This is a genomic window from Erwinia sp. MMLR14_017 (assembly GCF_033657285.1).
In the GTDB taxonomy this organism is placed as follows: Bacteria; Pseudomonadota; Gammaproteobacteria; order Enterobacterales; family Enterobacteriaceae; genus Erwinia.
In genome coordinates, this window is sequence record NZ_JAWVWP010000003.1 from 198,106 (window position 1) to 215,002 (window position 16,897).

The following is a 16,897-nucleotide window of genomic DNA, read 5'->3' on the forward strand; positions in this document are numbered from 1 at the left end:
ACATGATTATTAGTCCTCCATATTTAAGGCCTCATTCAAAAAATGAAAGTGATGAAGGATGGGTGGGCAAAATGATGCCCGTTGATGTTAGTCGTGGGTTTCCGATTAATGGGAAAGAATCATGGCACGGCGGCGTACATATAAAACATAATGATTCGAGCCACCCTCCAGAGATGTTACGTGCGATAGCTGATGGGACTATAGTATTCATTAGAGAACCTGCCGAAAAAGAAAAAACAAAGAAAGAACCTTTGAATTATAATGGTTATACGGATAATGGCTGTATTGTTATAAAACATGAAACTGAAATCGGTTCTGGAGAAAACGGTAAAATCACGTTTTTTTCAATGTATATGCATTTGAATTTCATATCGAATACACTTTCTGTTGGGGAAGCTGTCGGAAGAAAAGATTCATTAGGCACAACCGGCATGGTCGATGGCGTGAATGCTACACACGTGCAAATATACTGTGAAGACCAGTATATAGAAAAAATCACAGGAAGATCACAACCGCACCTTGATACATCCAAAAATGGAAGAGTTGATGTATGTTTTGGTGATATTCATTTCTACATTCCGTCAGGTACCTCTTTTTATAATGGCAAAAGCATAGATGGTGTCACTGTCGTTGACGAAAGTACACCAATATACACTAATAGTTCCGAGCTATTTGTAACCATCGAAACTAAAGGAGAGGCACGTGTAATAACCACTAGGCAGAATGGGAAAGAAGATTGGCAGTTTGATATCGTTGGCGAGCCTATTAATGATATCAGTGGTTTGAATGAAAATAATATGTATGAATATGCCGTTAAAGGGCATCCAGATTCCATTTCATCAGGTTATGAATTACTCAGGTTTGGCCGTGTTCTAAATTCTGAAAGTAAGCCTTTATCTGATAAAAGCAATAACTACTGGCTGAAAGTGAATTATCCTGGTGGATGCGGTTTCATAAATGTCGCATCAGATTTAGTAAAAAAATATAGCGATGCGGATTTTCCCCATTGGTTGGGCTGGATTTTAGTAACAGATGATTCAGATATGGATAGCCAGTGCAATTCAAACATAGTACTAAATTCAAAAAATGAATGCAGAAGCCGATTAATTTGTAGATTCCCCTTTGAATGGGATCAAAATACGCTAGAGCAGCGACTTGGATGGTTGCAGGAGAAAAATGAAACTGTTGATCCTCCGTTAGATAACGACTCTTGGGCTAAATTACTAGATCATGCTCGAGCTCTATGCATAAGTGGAGATGTCCCTGAAAACAGGGTATGGCATTTTGATCCCAGAGCGTTTATTACATTGTTTCGGAAATGTAATTGGCTTTCAGCAGAAGAATTAGAAAAGGTCTATCCAGATAACCTCTATCCTCTTAAGGCGTTGCAAAAGATAGGCACGTCTCCAAAGGAGGTTAGAGAAAAATATAGAGAGATTATCAACCGCTGCCTTGAAAAATACTTCATTACTACGCCAACAAGAAAATCACATTTTTTTGGGCAGGGTGCAATTGAGTCAGGGATGTTATCGCTAATGATTGAAGGGGCTGCAAGTTTTTCACGAAACCCTACCCATTCAAGTTTTGCTTCTGAGATAAATGGGTACTATAACCCTCCGCCTGGGGGCTATCTTGATTATCTTAATGGACGACTTGGAAATATTGAGCCAGGAGATGGTCCGAAATTTAGAGGCCGGGGGATGAAACAGCTTACAGGCCGCGAAAACTACAGTAAATACTGGGGTTATAGGGGATGGATTGACTTAGAAAAATACCCTATGAACTACAAAGGATTTATAAATGGATGGTGGAGACCTGTTAATTTGAGCAAAGCTCCTGCCATTGATGACCCACAGCTTCTATCCATTTCCCCATACAACTGTATTGACGCTGGGGCCTGGTACTGGATTGCCGGTGCTCGTACCGCTGGTTTTCGTCCAATAAATGCAAAAATTGTGGAATTGGATGTTTCACATGAACACTCCAAGGTTGTAACCAAAGCTATTAATGGTGCGTATACTGACGAAGAACGCCGATGGAAAGAAACAACTAGAATCTCTCATATTTTGATGGACTAACAAATGAATCTGATTATTTCAACAATTGCAGGTTTTTTTATTTCATTTAATGCATATGCATCAGGTGTTACATTAAATGGAACTGACTCAATAACCGTTGACATTAACAATCATACAAAGATTCTTAAGTTTGATACTGTTATCAATGGCTATAGTGTTAAATGTAGTGGTGATAAAATAATTCTCTGGGGTAAGCCGAAAATAATTAATGAGGGCAATCCCCAGGATACAAATGTGATTCTTGTAGATTTGGATCACAGATATAAAAAGATTGAAAAGAGTGTGAGCGAAGGTGTTTTTAGCGTTGATTTTTTAAAAGGAAAGGATATCGCTTATATCGGAACCAATCAGGGTTTGTTTTTTAATCTTGCAAATGGAAATTTGAAGTCAGTTGGGTCGGAATTTGATCCTACAGATGATAATAACTTTGAAACTTGCAATAAAAATAGCTCGTGGGAATTTAATAGATACCCTTGATATTAATATTGGCAATGTATTGGAAAAGATGGTGCTGATCGTGCTATCAAGGAGTTAGCATGAGGTTTTAACTATTATCGTTAATCCTTATTATATTATTCTCTTTCTATTCTCTGAAAAAAAAGCCAATGTACAACATAAATATTTGAACAATTTCCTGATTGATTAACTAGCACTTACAATCCATAACTGTCTGAGTTGGAGTGTTTTTAATGGTCTCCCTAGGGGTGGGTATGAATTTTAAAAAATTAATCTTACTTTCGTTCTTGATTATTTCTTTGCCAGCTTATGCAGCAAGCAAGTTGAAAAAATCATGTGGAGTTCTGATCAACTCGGGAGGTGATACATTTTTATTTTACGATAAGAATGGTGTCAAAGAATTTGAAACGAAAAAGAAAGATCAGCGGTTAATGTCGAAAAAATATTCATGTGCATGTATGTCTTATAAATCTGATAGTAAAGAATACATTCGCGGTATAACAAAAATTGAATTTGTAAATGATAACGTGTGTTCAAGGCAGAAAGAAATAGGTAGAACTTATGTTTCAGAAATTGACAGGACTGGTCAAGGTATACCTCCGGAAAATATAGATAGTGATAAAGGCAATAAATTATATTTGGGTTATGATAATGCACCACGTTTAGAAAATAAATTTTTCTTTTATAAAGGAGATGTAACCACTATTTATACATTTGAAAAGTATGGCTTTACATTTGCTAAATTTGGAGTGTGCTCGCTTGATGGTAAGACTATGAAATGCCGAAGATACTATGAATCCGGTATTGAAAAAGGCCGTCTTAGTGAAGAGGTTAATTATGCTTATGTAAAAGGGAATTATGTCGAGGAAGGTCTTCATGTTCTTTATGATAAAAATGGTGATGTTGCATTTATTGAGATTAAAAATAGAGATTATAAAAAAGATAAGGTGCTCTTTGATAGATACCCTGAGAGAACCAAACGATCTTTCTATTTTAGTTAGTTTTTAGAAATTTTGAAGTATGAGAGTATAAATGCCGTATTCCCTGAAACATCCTCCTGAATGTTATTCCCGGCAAGTACCACCTAAAATATCCCGTTGGCTTGCCGTATTGGTTGCGATGCTGGTCATCAGTGTGATTCGTATGCGGATATTCGGACGATACATCGATAACAGTCACTTCTGGATGTTGGCCATTGGCACACCATTAGTTGTGTGGATTGTGTGTTTCACTATTCGCATGTGGGTCTGGTCATTACAGGACAGTAAAGCGAATGGTTTTGACCGGCGTCGAAAGCAATGGATCTTGAGTGAGACCCGTAGGGCTCGTCGTGCACTTCAGGTTTTGAATACGACATTTATTACAGCCCATCAGGAAGACGAACAGCGTTCTGTTGCTGATGATATGCTCAATAATCACAGCATTATCATTTCGCAGTCGGACTGGAAAGGCGAAAAAAGCAGGAGGCTGAGCCGTATTACGGCAGAACCAGAAGATACTCCTGGATTGGTTATCTCACGTTTGTTCTCTGAGCTTATTGCCGATCTTCCAGTTCACCAGTTTCCTGAGAACGCTTCGCTTGTTGTCATCCTCGATGTCTCGTCATCTCTGCCATTCCCTGCCGTCAGAAATATCTGGCAGGAAGCCTGGCAGGAGAGTGGCATAACCTGTGCGCTTGAGTACACAGACAGCAATGGGCCGGGGGTAGTCAACCACTGGCTGGATCACCGCATCAAAGATGATGCGATGTTATTGATTGTTGGCCTCCAGATTGATCCGGTTGTTTCAAACAATACTGCTGAAGCAGCCGTTGCTCTGCTTCTTGGCAACCGCCTGACTCAGGAAGCACTCGAACCTCTCGCGTTGCTGCACCGGCCAGATGCTGCTCCAACCGGTGAGCTGAGGGAGGGGATGAACATGGCCGCCTATAACGTCCCGCTCAAAGAAAATATCGTGAAAAATTTATGGCTTGCCGGGCTGACGGGTGAGCAGCGCGCAGAAGTGATTGGGTGCCAGAATGCACACCCTGCGCAGTCTGTAGAGGACGACGCCGTCATTTCACTCGATACATCCATGGGACATGCCGGAACCGCAGCTCCGTGGCTGGCTATCGCTGCCGCCACCGAAATCGCCCGACAAACTCAGTTACCACAGATGATTATCTGCGGTGATACCACACAGAATGTGCTGTGGAGCACGCTCATTACCCCGATTGCTTCCCGACAGGAGATGGATCCGTGAAGCTACCTTTAGCACCGAAGACTACGGAAGGCCGCTATCTTGCTGTCGCATTGATTTTCTTTTTGCTGTTAGCCGTTATGACGTTCATGGTCTGGAAGCATCCGGACATAGCAGGGATTGAAGATGGAAGTCAGCAGCAAATTTACTGGCTTATCGCCGGCGGATGTATTTCAGGCTGCGCCCTTATCGTATCCGTGGTGCTTCTGGCGGCGGTACGCAGTGCCGGTAAGCAGGAGTTTAATACGCTTGTCGACAATACCAGCGGTGATGATGAGAAAAAGAAATGGGAAAGTGATAAAGCGCCTGTTCACCCTGCGGTGGCCATGTGTAACAAGATTCGGGGGCATCTCCGCTCCCGTATTGGCCTTTACTGGCGTCGTAAAACCCGTCTGTTGTTAATCACTGGCGACGAAGCCGCGATTGAGCAACTGATCCCCGGCCTGCAACAGCAACAGTGGCTTGAAGGCAACCGTACCGTTCTTATTTACGGCGGCAGTCTGACATCGGAGCCCGATCGCGAAAAATACATCGCGCTACGCAAACTGCGTCGCGGGCGCCCACTGGACGGCATTGTCCGGGTAATACCTGAATCGCTTATCCTGACGCCACAAATAAGCGACAACGATTTACGCGGACTGGAAAAAATCAGCGAACTGCTCCGTTATTCCGCGCCGGTCTGGCTGTGGCAACTGTGCGACAGCAAGTGGTCGCAGGCAAAACGCACTGAACAGGCGGTAGGGGCAAGCTTCCCGCTGCGTGCCAAAGCTGATGATATTACCCGCCAGCTTGAGCTGATGTTGCCGGCCCTGCGGACACACGGGGTGAGTCAGGTCGTTGAAAACAACAGCCACGACTTTCTGCTGCGTCTGGGTCAGCATCTTAGTGAAGGCGCTATCGAGCGTTGGGCTGAGCAGCTGGTGCCGTGGCTGGCTGTCTCCCAGCAACGCGTTCCGCTGCGTGGTCTGATGTTCAGCCTGCCGGAGAATAAACCCGCTGATACGCCAGAGGGAGCCGCTACATCTGCAGACGCAGAGAAATATGTTCCTGAGTCACAGCGTCATGCCCTGACCCTGCCGGTGACCTGGCAGGGGATCGTTGATGACTGTACCCGAGTGCGTGGCCGCCGTGTCGGTATGGCGTGGGAACAGACGCTGGCCTGGACGCTGATGGCCATTACCGGTGTCTGGGGGGCGGGAACGCTGTTGTCGTTTGCGGTCAACCGCCTGCAGATTGTCTCCGTGGCGCAGCAGGCGCATGCTCTGGTGGAGCATCCTTCCGTATCGGATTACCAGCTGACGGCCCTGCATACCCTGCGAAATGACGCCGGACGCCTGCAGCACCGAATTCAGGAAGGTGCGCCATGGTACCAGCGCTTCGGTCTGGACCATAATCAGCAGCTGCTCGACGCGATGCTGCCCTGGTACGGCGTGGCGAACAACCGCCTGATACGCGACCCGGCAAATGCCGCCCTGACGCAGAAGCTCAGCGCGCTGGTAAACTCCGCTCCCAACAGCGACCAGCGGGCGCAGCTGGCGAAACCGGCCTATGACCAGCTGAAAGCCTGGCTGATGATGGCCCGTCCGGATAAAGCCCATGGCGCGTATTACGCTCAGACCATGAAAGCCGTGCAGCCGACGCGGATAGGCATTTCAACCGGCCTGTGGCAAAGCCTGTCACCTGACCTGTGGGCGTTCTACATCTCCGAACTGCCAAAACAGCCACAGTGGAAAATCACACCGGATGCGCAGCTGGTGAGCCAGAGCCGTCAGGTGCTGTTGCAGCAAATTGGACGGCGTAACGCCGAAAGTACCCTGTATGAGAACATGCTCAAATCCGTGCGCCGTAATTTTGCTGATGTGTCTCTGGAAGACATGACCAGCGGTACCGATGCGCGTCGGCTGTTCACCACCGGGGAGGTGGTGCCGGGCATGTTCACCCGCCAGGCGTGGGAAGGGGGCATCCAGCAGGCTATCGAAAAGGCCGCAAATTCGCGCCGGGATGAAATTGACTGGGTGCTGAGTGACAGCCGGAAAGCGGTTTCCTCAGACCTGTCGCCGGAAGCCCTGAAAGCGCGTCTGACGCAACGTTACTTCACCGACTTTGCCGGCAGCTGGCTGAGTTTCCTCAACAGCCTGCACTGGAATCCGGCAAACAATATTGCTGATGTGACCGACCAGCTGACGCTGATGAGTGATGTCCGGCAGTCGCCACTGATTGCCCTGATGAACACCATCGCCTGGCAGGGGCAGACCGGTCAGCAAAGCGAAGGCCTTTCGGACTCCATCATCAGGTCAGCCAAAGACCTCGTAGGCGGAAAAGACAAACCCGTGATTGACCAGTCTGCGTCAGGGCCGCAGGGGCCGCTCGATGAAACCTTTGGTCCGCTGCTTCAGCTCCTGGGCAAAAACAAGGGCAGCAACTTGATGTCGGCTGATAACACGCTGAGCCTGCAGACTTACCTCACCCGCATCACTCGTGTACGCCTGCGCCTGCAGCAGGTGGCGAGCGCTTCCGACCCGCAGGAGATGATGCAGACCCTGGCGCAGACGGTATTTCAGGGCAAAAGCGTGGATCTGACCGACACCCAGCATTACGGCAGTCTGATTTCGGCAAGCCTTGGCGAAGAGTGGAGCGGTTTTGGCAGCACGATGTTTGTGCAGCCACTGACCCAAGCCTGGGAGACCGTGCTTCAGCCGTCGGCAGCGAGTCTGAATGACAAATGGAGCCGCTCGGTGGTGGCGAACTGGCACACCGCCTTTGATGGACGTTTCCCGTTTGCGGCGAGTAAAAGTGATGCCTCCCTGCCGATGCTGGCTGAGTTTTTGCGCAAGGACAGCGGTCGTATTGAGCGCTTCCTGACGACCGAGCTCAGCGGGGTACTGCACAAAGAGGGCAGCCAGTGGGTACCGGATAAGGTCAACAGCCAGGGACTGAGTTTTAACCCGGCTTTCCTGCGGGCGATTAATCAACTGAGCCAGCTGTCAGACATTCTGTTCACCGATGGCAGCCAGGGCATCAGCTTTGAGCTGCAGGCGCGCCCTGTACCGCAGGTGGTCGAAACACAGCTGACCATTGATGGCCAGCCGTTGCATTATTTCAATCAGATGGCTGACTGGCAGAGCTTCCGCTGGCCGGGAGAGACTTACAAGCAGGGGGCGATGCTGACCTGGACTACGGTCAACGCCGGCGCGCGCCTGTTCGGGGATTACAGCGGGACCTGGGGCTTTATTCGCTGGCTGGACCAGGGCAAGCGCCAGCAGCTTGACCGCAGCCAGTGGATGATGAGCTTCACCGCCCCGGACGGTCGAACCCTGCAGTGGGTATTGCGCTCACAACTCGGAAAAGGTCCGCTGGCGCTGCTGGATCTGCGCGGGTTCACGCTGCCGGATCAGATATTCAGTGTCGACAGCGCAGCCACGGCTCAGGCGCTGATGGCCAGTGCCGGAAACAGTGACATGGATGGAGTCGAATAATGAGTACACTGCAGAATCTGATCGTGGCCTGTCAGGCTGACGACACGCAGCTGCGGCAACAGGCGCAGACACACACGGAAAACTGGCAGCCCTGGCTTGCTCCGGTAACTGACACCAGTCCGACCGGAGAAGACCCCGGCTATGACGATGATTTTCAGCGTATCCGGGAGGAGGTCAATAAGCTTTCTGGCATTGATACCGGGCTGATTTGCACGCTTGCCGAAAAACTGCTGACCACCACGGCCAAAGATATCCGGATTGCCACCTATTACTGCTGGGCGCGTCTGCACCAGGACGGGGAAACCGGATTTGCCGAAGGGCTTGAACTGCTGGCGGGATTGCTACAGCGCTATGGAACGCAGCTTCATCCTCAGCGTGAGCGGAGCCGTAAACCGGCCCTGGAGTGGCTCGCAGGCTCCCGTGTGCTGGACAGCCTGTCACTCTGGCCGGAAGTGGTACGCGACGATGCACTGCGCACTGCCGGTGCGCTGCTGCTTATTCGCGACAGTCTGGAGACCGAGCCGGAAGCGTCACGGCCAGAACTGAATGCCCTGTACAGCGCGCTGGAGTCTCGCCTGATGAAGGCCGGTGGCGTGGATGCTGTGGTGCCACAGAACGTCGGTAATAAAGCACAGTCACAGAGCGCCACGCATACGGTCGAGTCAGACGCACCGGTTCTGAACCGCATTACCTCCGGCCAGGATTTACTGGCTCAGGCCCGTACACTGACCGGATATCTGCGTGAGCAACCCGATGGCTGGCTTGCAGCACACCGGCTGATGAAAAGCCTGCGTCATGACACGCTGAGTGCTATTCCGGCACCGGATGCCGACGGGAAAACGCGCATCGAACCGCCGCGCGCTGACCAGCGGGCCATGCTCAAACGCCTGTATCTGCAGCAGAGCTGGCTGGAGATACTGGAACAGGCGGACAGCACCTTCTCGCGTGGCGCCAATCACCTCTGGCTGGATTTGCAGTGGTATATCCACCAGGCCCTGATGAAGTCGGGGCAGGATGTACTGGCTGATATCATCGCTGCAGACCTGAAAGGATTGCTGCGCCGCCTCACCGGGCTTGAAACCCTGGCCTTTAATGACGGGACGCCGTTTGCCGATGAGGTCACGCTCAACTGGATAAATCAGAGCGTGCTGGACGATATGTCCGGCTGGCGGGATGAGCCGATCAGTGCTGTCAGTGAGACGGATAACGATATCCTTGCCCTCGAGCCTGAAGCGCTGGAGAAAGCGGACACTGACGGTCTGGATGCCACACTACACTGGCTGCAGACCCGTCCGGGCACCGACTCGGCAAAAGACAAATGGCTGCTGCGTCTGCTGATGGCCCGCGTGGCCGAGCAGAAGGGCAGGAATGAACTGGCGCTGCATCTGCTGGGGGAACTCGATGGTGCAGCACAGTCAATCACCCTCACTCAGTGGACACCGGCACTGTTGTTTGAAGTGAAATCACGTCGCCTCAGACTGCTGCGCATGAAAGCCACACGCAGTGAAACCGATAAATCACGGCTTCAGCCCGAGATGGATTTGCTTCTGTCCGGTCTGATTGCGCTCGATCCGGCAAGCAGCGCAGTGCTTTGCGGATAACCCGGACAGAATTCAGCTAAGGGAAAAATATGGCAGCAGAAGGCTTTTACCTGGTACAGGGCGACAAGACGACCTGCGGCGGGAAAATCACCACGGGCGCAGAGGATCACACTCTGTTTGATAAACCTGTTGCCCGGGAGCAGGACAGTGTGACCTGCGGTAAACATGCCGGGCTTTTCAAGATAGCCGGTGGCATCGACAACGATACCGTTCACGACAGGCGAATGGCCGGAACCCTCGACAGCTACAGTACCTGCCCCTGTAAGGCGAAGTTTATTCCGTCGATGATGGATGATACGTACGAGAAGACAACCTCAGGCCAGAGCGAACCTGAACAACATGCACAGTCAGCAAATAAGAATAATAAAAAAAGCGATGAAAAACTGGATTATAAGATCCTGCTGTCAGGAAATAAGGTCCTTACGCCTCTTTCAATTCCAGACTATGATGAGATGATAAAGGGAGGAAGTACCAACAACACTGAGAAAATTGGTTTCCGAATCATCAATAAAGGCGATGAGGCTGAAGGGCTTTCCCTTGAGGTTGTGGATGGTGCTGAACTTATTTACAGTGAAAAGCATACTTCCAGCTTCTTTGAGCAAGGCGAGCATGAATGGTGCTGGGATGGTTACAGTAATGCAGGAATACTGGATACTCGTAAGCTTAAAAGTAAGTCATTAACGGTCAGATTAATTGCCCTTAGGGGTGATCAAATGATAAAGGTAGATCTGCTACTAAATAATTCACCTAAAGAACAAGATTGGGTGGATGTGCAAATCAATAGAACCAGTACCACAGTTGATGTCTTCTGGCGGGTCGCTTTTGATGATGGCGGCATTGACGGTAAGAATCAATTGCTCCAACCCGTGAGTTATATTGATTTACAAAAGATGGCAAAAGAAGGGATAGAACTATATTGGTCTCGGAATGGTGATCGGCTACCAACAATTGGTGAGGATATTCCAACAAAAAATGGGCGTTATAAAGTAAAGGTCTCTGTGAGTATTAATATAGCTCCGGCCATGCCATCATTTGATTTGATAGAGGTTTTGGATAGTGAATTTGGACGTTCAACAAGTCTGAAGGGATTCAGAAAAGTTTGCCATAATCTTGGATTCTATTCGAAGGTCTATCAATCCTTACCTTCGCAAAATGCATCATCTCAAGCTGATATGTTATTTAAGCTGACAGCGCCCCACGAAATGGGACACATAGTGCTCGATAAATATGCACCTTTTGGTTGGACAAAAGACTATTCGTGGACACATAAGAGTAGCTCAAGTCTTTCCCAGGAACCTCTGCCCGGCACCACTATGCCATCAAGTGAAGAAATAGATATAATGAAATATGCAGATAAGCAGCAATCATTGGACATCCAGGGTAAACATTCAGTGGCGGCTGAAGAGGATGTAAAAGGTTTGATCTGGCTGAGTAGGGTAAAATTCAATGACTAAATTACTTCTTGTTTGTCTTTTTTTGAGTATGTCAGCGTGTTCGTCACAAAAACCATACCCCGGCGTTATTTTTATAAAAAATCCTTGCGATGCACCGCTTTCTGTCTCGGTTTCAAAATTCTCTGGCTATATCTCTTCATTGGGAGGAAATACTGATGAACATTTTACGCTTGCTGTCGGACAACAGAAAGCATTTGCTCAGTTTCAACGATCCAGTAAAGACCAGAATCTAGAATGGTTGTTTTCAGAGGAATATGGTGGTGGATTTAATTTAACAACAGGGGATGGTGATCATCAAAAAAAACACTCTGGAGCCAACATATATCCTTTGCTGAAAACCGTGTCTGATAAAGACGAGGATTTCATTTATCTTGAAATTAGCTCTCATGGCATTTGTCCATGAAATCTTGACGGACTTGGCAAGCAATGTATCCTCTTAAACAACGTGTAATTGCATTTTTCGGAGTTGTATTCTTCCTGGCGATTTCCGTCGGAATTTCATATCTCGGTATTTTTAAGTTGCGCGAATATCTTTCTTACCCCGATGTCGTTAACTTCTCTTTTTGGGTAGCTTTTGCTGCCGCATTTTTCTTTTTTTTCTCACCGTTATTGGCGATGATTTTTCCTGTTGTTTTTACCGGGAAGCGGATAACCGTTACATCAGGTAAAAAATTACTGAAAACCACGTTTATCATCTTAGGGTTAACTATCCTGGGAATATTCATCTTTTCAGAAAGATACACAACTTCTTTGATGCATAAAGGTTACACAGAATGCCAGGGTATCCCTTCGGGTTGGATGCCTGGTATGGCAAAAAAATATGCCATAGAACCGTCCCTTTGTACTCAGCATTGATGGTTCTCTTTTTTATATGATTACCCGTGCCAGACTCCCGGAGTCTGTTTCAGTGTTTAACACGCAGCAATTTACTAAGCAGAATAAATATGGATGATTTAACCCTGCGTTATTACGACGCCGAAATGCGCTACCTGCTGGAAGCTGGCGAAGAGTTTGCCCGTGCTCACCCGGAGCAGGCGGCAATGCTCAATCTCGATAAAGCGGGCGCGCGCGACCCGTACGTGGAACGCCTGTTCGAGGGCTTTGCCTTTCTGATGGGCCGGCTGCGTGAGAAGCTCGACGACGACCTGCCTGAACTGACCGAAGGGGTGGTCAGTCTGCTGTGGCCACATTATCTGCGCACCATTCCTTCGATGTCGGTGGTGGAATTCACCCCCGATTGGCGCGAGATGAAAGAGCAGATGCGTATTGTTAAAGGCTTCGAGGTAAACTCGCGGCCGATAGGTGAAAAGGGCACTCGCTGCCGGTACACCACCACCAAAGAGATCACGCTACAGCCGCTGTCGCTGGAGCAGGTCCGACTTTCGACCGATCCTGATGGGCGCTCTGTTATCAGACTGCGCTTTAACTGCAGCCATCTTGCCGACTGGAGCCGGGTCGAACTCAGCCAGATCCCATTCTACTTCAATGCTGACGCGCCACTGGCATGTGCCATGCATGAAGCCTTTACCATGAACATTGCGCGCCTATGGCTGCGGATGCCGGGCGACGTGGACAGAAAACCGCTGGACGGATATTTCACCGCACTGGGGTTTGGCGATGATGACGGCCTGTGGCCGAAAGGAGGGAGCAATTTCAGTGGCTACCAGCTGCTGCTGGAGTACTTCTCCTTCCGAGAGAAATTCATGTTCACGGGCCTGCGTGGGCTGGAGAGCGTGGTCTTTCCGGCTGAGCTTCCATGGTTTGAAATTGACGTGGTGCTGGCAGAACGCTGGGAGCATGACTTCAGCTTTACCGAAAAGCATCTGCGCCTGAACTGTGTGCCGGTGATTAACCTGTTTCCGCTGGAATCTGATCCGCTGACGCTGAACTCTCTGCAGACAGAATACATGCTGCGCCCGATGCGCGTGCAGGATGGCCATACCGAGATTTATGCCGTGGACTCGGTGATGTCATCAAGCCAGCATACTTACGTGCCATTTTCGAGTTTCCGCCACAAAGGCGGAATGATGCGCCATGAAGCGCCAGAATATTATTACCACACCCGTGTGCGCCGTGGTCCGTCCGGGCTGCACAATACCTGGCTTATTCTCGGCGGAGAAGCGTTTGATAACCACACGGTGCCGAAAGACGAAAGCCTTTCTCTGACGCTCACCGGTACCAACGGACAGCTACCTCGCCGTGCGCTGCAGAGCACCGTGCTCGATACGGTAATGAAAACCACCTCGGCCAGTATCGCCGTACGTAACCTGTGCGCGCCGACACTACCCTGTTATCCCCCAGCGCAGGACCGTTTTCACTGGCGTGTGCTGAGCCATCTCGGCAGCGGTTTCCTGTCGATGATGGATAACGCCGATGTGCTGCGCGGCACCCTGGCACTGTACGAATGGACTGACAGCGAGATGAACCGCCGTCGCCTGGAAGCCATCATCGAGGTAAAGCACAGTGAAACCGAGCGCTTCGAGCAGGGCTACCTGGTTCGTGGCGTGCAGATTGAAGTGACGCTGGACAGTCATGGCTTTGCCGGGCGTGGCGACATCTGCCTGTTCGGCGAGATGCTGAGCCGCTTTTTCGCGCTCTACACTGACATCTATCTGTTTAACCGCCTGATTATCATTCTGCAACCGACCGGAGAGCGCCTGGAATGGGAAGAGAAGCACAACCGCCGCATTCCCGGCTGACCCCGCGGCTGGAGGCCGACCTTCACCGCATCAACTTTTACCGCTTATGCCAGCTGCTGGAGAAGCGTAATCCAGGCAGACCGCTGATGGGTTCAACCAGCCATCCCGCTGATGACCCGGTGCGGTTTGCGCCGCATCCGGGCATGGGATTTCCGGCCAGCGAACTGAAGGCCGTTGAATATGATGAGGACGATGACAGTAAGCCACCGGTTATCCGCACCACCTTTATGGGGATGTACGGTGTCGACTCACCTTTGCCGACGGCATATCTCGATGACATCACCCAGTGCCGGGAAGGGCATGAGGCGCTGCAGGGCTTTCTGGATATTTTCAGCCATCGCATCCTGACGCAGTTTTACCGCATCTGGCGTAAATACTCCTACCCGGCCACGTTTGAGCCTGGCGGGACCGACAGTATTTCGCAGTCTCTGCTGGGCCTGGTGGGGCTGGGTATTCCTGGTACGGCAAATCATATTGCCACGCCGGTGTCGCGCTTTCTGGCACTGTTGGGTGTGCTGCAGCAGCCAGGCAAAACCCAGGAAGGGATACAGGCGCTGGTGAGCCTGCTGGCGCCGGATACCACCGTAAAGGTCAGCCCGTACTGTCTGCGGCCCGTGGCGGTCAGTCAGCCGCTGGGCTTCTACGGTGATGACGATTTTCTGCTGGACGGTAACACGGTGCTTGGCGACGAGGCGATGGATGCCAACAGCCAGCTGCTGATTGCCCTGTGTACCGATAACGAACAGGAGGCGCAGGGCTGGAAACCGGATGGTCTGCTGTATCTGGACTTTCTGGTGATGCTGCGGGTCTATCTCGGCTGGCGCTTTAAGGCAAAGATTACCCTGACCACTTCTACCCGACTGCTGGCCGTTCCTCCACTGGGAGCAGATCCTTTCTGGCTGGGTATGAACGGCGTACTGGGCGTGGAGGGCGATGACTTCCCGGATGATATCCCTCAGACCTTTACGACAGAACTGGGTTACTACACCGGGCTGGAGCCCGCGACACCACAACAAGGAAACCGACGTGTTACGTACAAATTTAACTAAAGCTGCGCGCTGGCTGTTGCCGCTGCTGACAGTTTGTCTGGCAGGCTGTGGGGCGATGCAGGGTGTTACCGACGGCACCCAATCGGCGTTTAACGCCATTTTTTACAAGAAGATAAAAGATCTGCACCTGGATTTCACGGCACGTGAAGAGCTGAACACCGATTCCCGCGAGAATAACTCGCTGTCTGAGCCGGTGGTGGTTCGTGTTTATCAACTGAAAGACCGTAAAACCTTCGACAAAATGGTCTACCAGCAGTTGCTGAAAGACGGGGACACCATTTTGAAAGCCGACCTGTTAGCCAGCCGTGATGTTGTGTTGAAGCCGGGCGGTGATGCGAACCTGAATATGCCGATGGAGGCCGATGCACAGTTTGTGGCGGTGGTGGGTCTGTTCCGTCACCCGGAGATGGTCAACAACACCTGGAAGCTGGTGATAGGGCGCGAAGACCTTGATCCGGATAAGCCGCGCATTCTGGAAGTCGGTAATAACCATCTGACGCTGCAACCGCTTAAGGATGACTGATGCCCCAGGGACACAACACGCCTTCACTCTATGAAATGCTTACCGGCAATTTCTCCGGCGGCCTCGATCTCCATCAGGTCAGTGAAGAAAACCAGGTCATTCTGTCAGTGCTGGATAATATGCAGCGCGTTCTTAACTGTCGCGCAGGCACGCTGGCGCATCTGCCGGACTACGGTCTGCCGGATATGACCAGAATCCTGCAGGGGATGCCGGGTACGGCGCATGAGCTGATGGGTACTCTGTCTTCCGTCCTGCTCAAGTACGAACCACGTCTGAAAAGTATTAAGGTGGTTCTGCTTGAGCAAGCTCAGCCTGGCGAGCTGCGTTATGCCATTGATGCTGAGCTCAAAGGTATTGGCCTGGTGCGCTATGGCACAGAGTTTAAGCCCGAAGGGCGGGTTCTGTTGCGACACCTCAAGCAACAGCAGTACCTGGAAAATACTACGAGGATGTAACCCCATTTATTATCCAGTGTATAAGGTCAGATAAGATAATGTCAGCAAAATCACAGTTCCTGAAAAAGCTACAGTCCCGACAAATCGCCCCTGCCTCGTTCAGTAGTAAGAGTCAGATTGATATCGCCACATTTCGCCTGCGCATGGAGCAGCTTCAGGAACAGATGGACGAGTGGCTGGTGGGTACCGGACTTAATATGGAGAAGCTTACTGTCCCCGTTACGGACCTGCTGGTTGAGGGAGGCGCTTTTAATATTTCCGCCATCGTTCTGAGTTACGAAAACCGGGCCATAAAGTTTTTGCCGATATTTTTGTATAGTCAGGGCGTGACGGGAGGGGTTGAGATTACTCTTCATGCCGGAGGAGGCGTTACCACACTGGGCCGCTTGTTTATGCGTGCAGGTAACGTTAGCGACTGGACGTTTAATCCGCACAGTACATTGCCCCGGGCCGGACGCATCTTCGATGAAGATACTTTCTTTCGCCTGATTACCAGCCTTCTGCCATAGCAAATTTGTGATTATTAATCCTGATATCTTTGCTGTTGGCCAATGCATTTTTATCTGGCGAAACGGTCAATAAATGCGGGGAAATCTCTCTTAATGGATAAAGTAAATCACGGCTACAGATATGAAAAAAATAATTCTTTTTCTGGCGCTCAGCGTACTTTTCACCATAAAAGCTGATGCTGCTCGTGGAAGGCAGCCTTGCTCAGGGCAGCAGTATTAATCCGTTACAGCAAACACCCCCAGCATCCCAGAGGAATGATTTTCGCTCTGGGCGTTTCCCCTATACGCGAAAATATCCTTTTTCAGGGCTGCCTGAACGCTCGCTGCCTGGCTTACCAATGGGCTTATGTCACGCAATA

General features: G+C 50.1%; 14 protein-coding genes. All 14 read left to right on the top strand.

The window, feature by feature from the left end; genetic code table 11:
• The first annotated feature begins 2 nt into the window (after positions 1-2).
• Positions 3-2,078, top strand: coding sequence for a kinase (locus SD961_RS06435; RefSeq protein ID WP_318789568.1), 2,076 nt, complete (start codon positions 3-5; stop codon positions 2,076-2,078).
• A 3-nt stretch (positions 2,079-2,081) separates the two neighbouring features.
• A complete protein-coding gene (locus tag SD961_RS06440; protein WP_318789569.1) occupies positions 2,082-2,555 on the top strand; it encodes a hypothetical protein in 474 nt (157 codons plus the stop codon).
• A gap of 233 nt (positions 2,556-2,788) precedes the next feature.
• The gene (locus tag SD961_RS06445; protein ID WP_318789570.1) at positions 2,789-3,535 is read left to right on the top strand and encodes a hypothetical protein; all 747 of its coding nucleotides are present in this window, start codon (positions 2,789-2,791) and stop codon (positions 3,533-3,535) included.
• 31 nt (positions 3,536-3,566) lie between these two features.
• The gene (locus tag SD961_RS06450) at positions 3,567-4,775 is read left to right on the top strand and encodes a hypothetical protein (protein WP_318789571.1); all 1,209 of its coding nucleotides are present in this window, start codon (positions 3,567-3,569) and stop codon (positions 4,773-4,775) included.
• The gene (locus SD961_RS06455; protein ID WP_318789572.1) at positions 4,772-8,248 is read left to right on the top strand and encodes an ImcF-related family protein; all 3,477 of its coding nucleotides are present in this window, start codon (positions 4,772-4,774) and stop codon (positions 8,246-8,248) included. The genes SD961_RS06450 and SD961_RS06455 overlap by 4 nt, the downstream gene beginning before the upstream one ends.
• Entirely contained in the window at positions 8,248-9,849 is a 1,602-nt protein-coding gene (tssA, locus tag SD961_RS06460; RefSeq protein WP_318789573.1) for a type VI secretion system protein TssA, read from the top strand. The genes SD961_RS06455 and tssA overlap by 1 nt, the downstream gene beginning before the upstream one ends.
• Positions 9,850-9,878: 29 nt before the next feature.
• Entirely contained in the window at positions 9,879-11,303 is a 1,425-nt protein-coding gene (locus tag SD961_RS06465; protein WP_318789574.1) for a PAAR domain-containing protein, read from the top strand.
• Positions 11,296-11,706: a hypothetical protein gene (locus tag SD961_RS06470; RefSeq protein ID WP_318789575.1), complete on the top strand. Its 411-nt coding sequence runs from the start codon at positions 11,296-11,298 to the stop codon at positions 11,704-11,706. Before SD961_RS06465 ends, SD961_RS06470 begins: the two co-directional genes overlap by 8 nt.
• Positions 11,707-11,729: 23 nt before the next feature.
• The gene (locus SD961_RS06475; protein WP_318789576.1) at positions 11,730-12,158 is read left to right on the top strand and encodes a hypothetical protein; all 429 of its coding nucleotides are present in this window, start codon (positions 11,730-11,732) and stop codon (positions 12,156-12,158) included.
• An 89-nt stretch (positions 12,159-12,247) separates the two neighbouring features.
• Complete coding sequence (gene tssF / locus SD961_RS06480) at positions 12,248-14,002, top strand: type VI secretion system baseplate subunit TssF (protein WP_318789577.1); 1,755 nt, start codon at positions 12,248-12,250, stop codon at positions 14,000-14,002.
• Positions 13,966-15,051, top strand: a complete 1,086-nt coding sequence (gene tssG / locus SD961_RS06485) for a type VI secretion system baseplate subunit TssG (RefSeq protein WP_318789578.1) — start codon at positions 13,966-13,968, stop codon at positions 15,049-15,051. The genes tssF and tssG overlap by 37 nt, the downstream gene beginning before the upstream one ends.
• A complete protein-coding gene (tssJ, locus tag SD961_RS06490) occupies positions 15,029-15,574 on the top strand; it encodes a type VI secretion system lipoprotein TssJ (protein WP_318789579.1) in 546 nt (181 codons plus the stop codon). The genes tssG and tssJ overlap by 23 nt, the downstream gene beginning before the upstream one ends.
• Positions 15,574-16,029, top strand: coding sequence for a type VI secretion system baseplate subunit TssE (tssE, locus tag SD961_RS06495; RefSeq protein WP_318789580.1), 456 nt, complete (start codon positions 15,574-15,576; stop codon positions 16,027-16,029). The genes tssJ and tssE overlap by 1 nt, the downstream gene beginning before the upstream one ends.
• A 38-nt stretch (positions 16,030-16,067) precedes the next feature.
• Complete coding sequence (locus SD961_RS06500; protein ID WP_318789581.1) at positions 16,068-16,538, top strand: hypothetical protein; 471 nt, start codon at positions 16,068-16,070, stop codon at positions 16,536-16,538.
• Positions 16,539-16,897 lie beyond the last annotated feature (359 nt).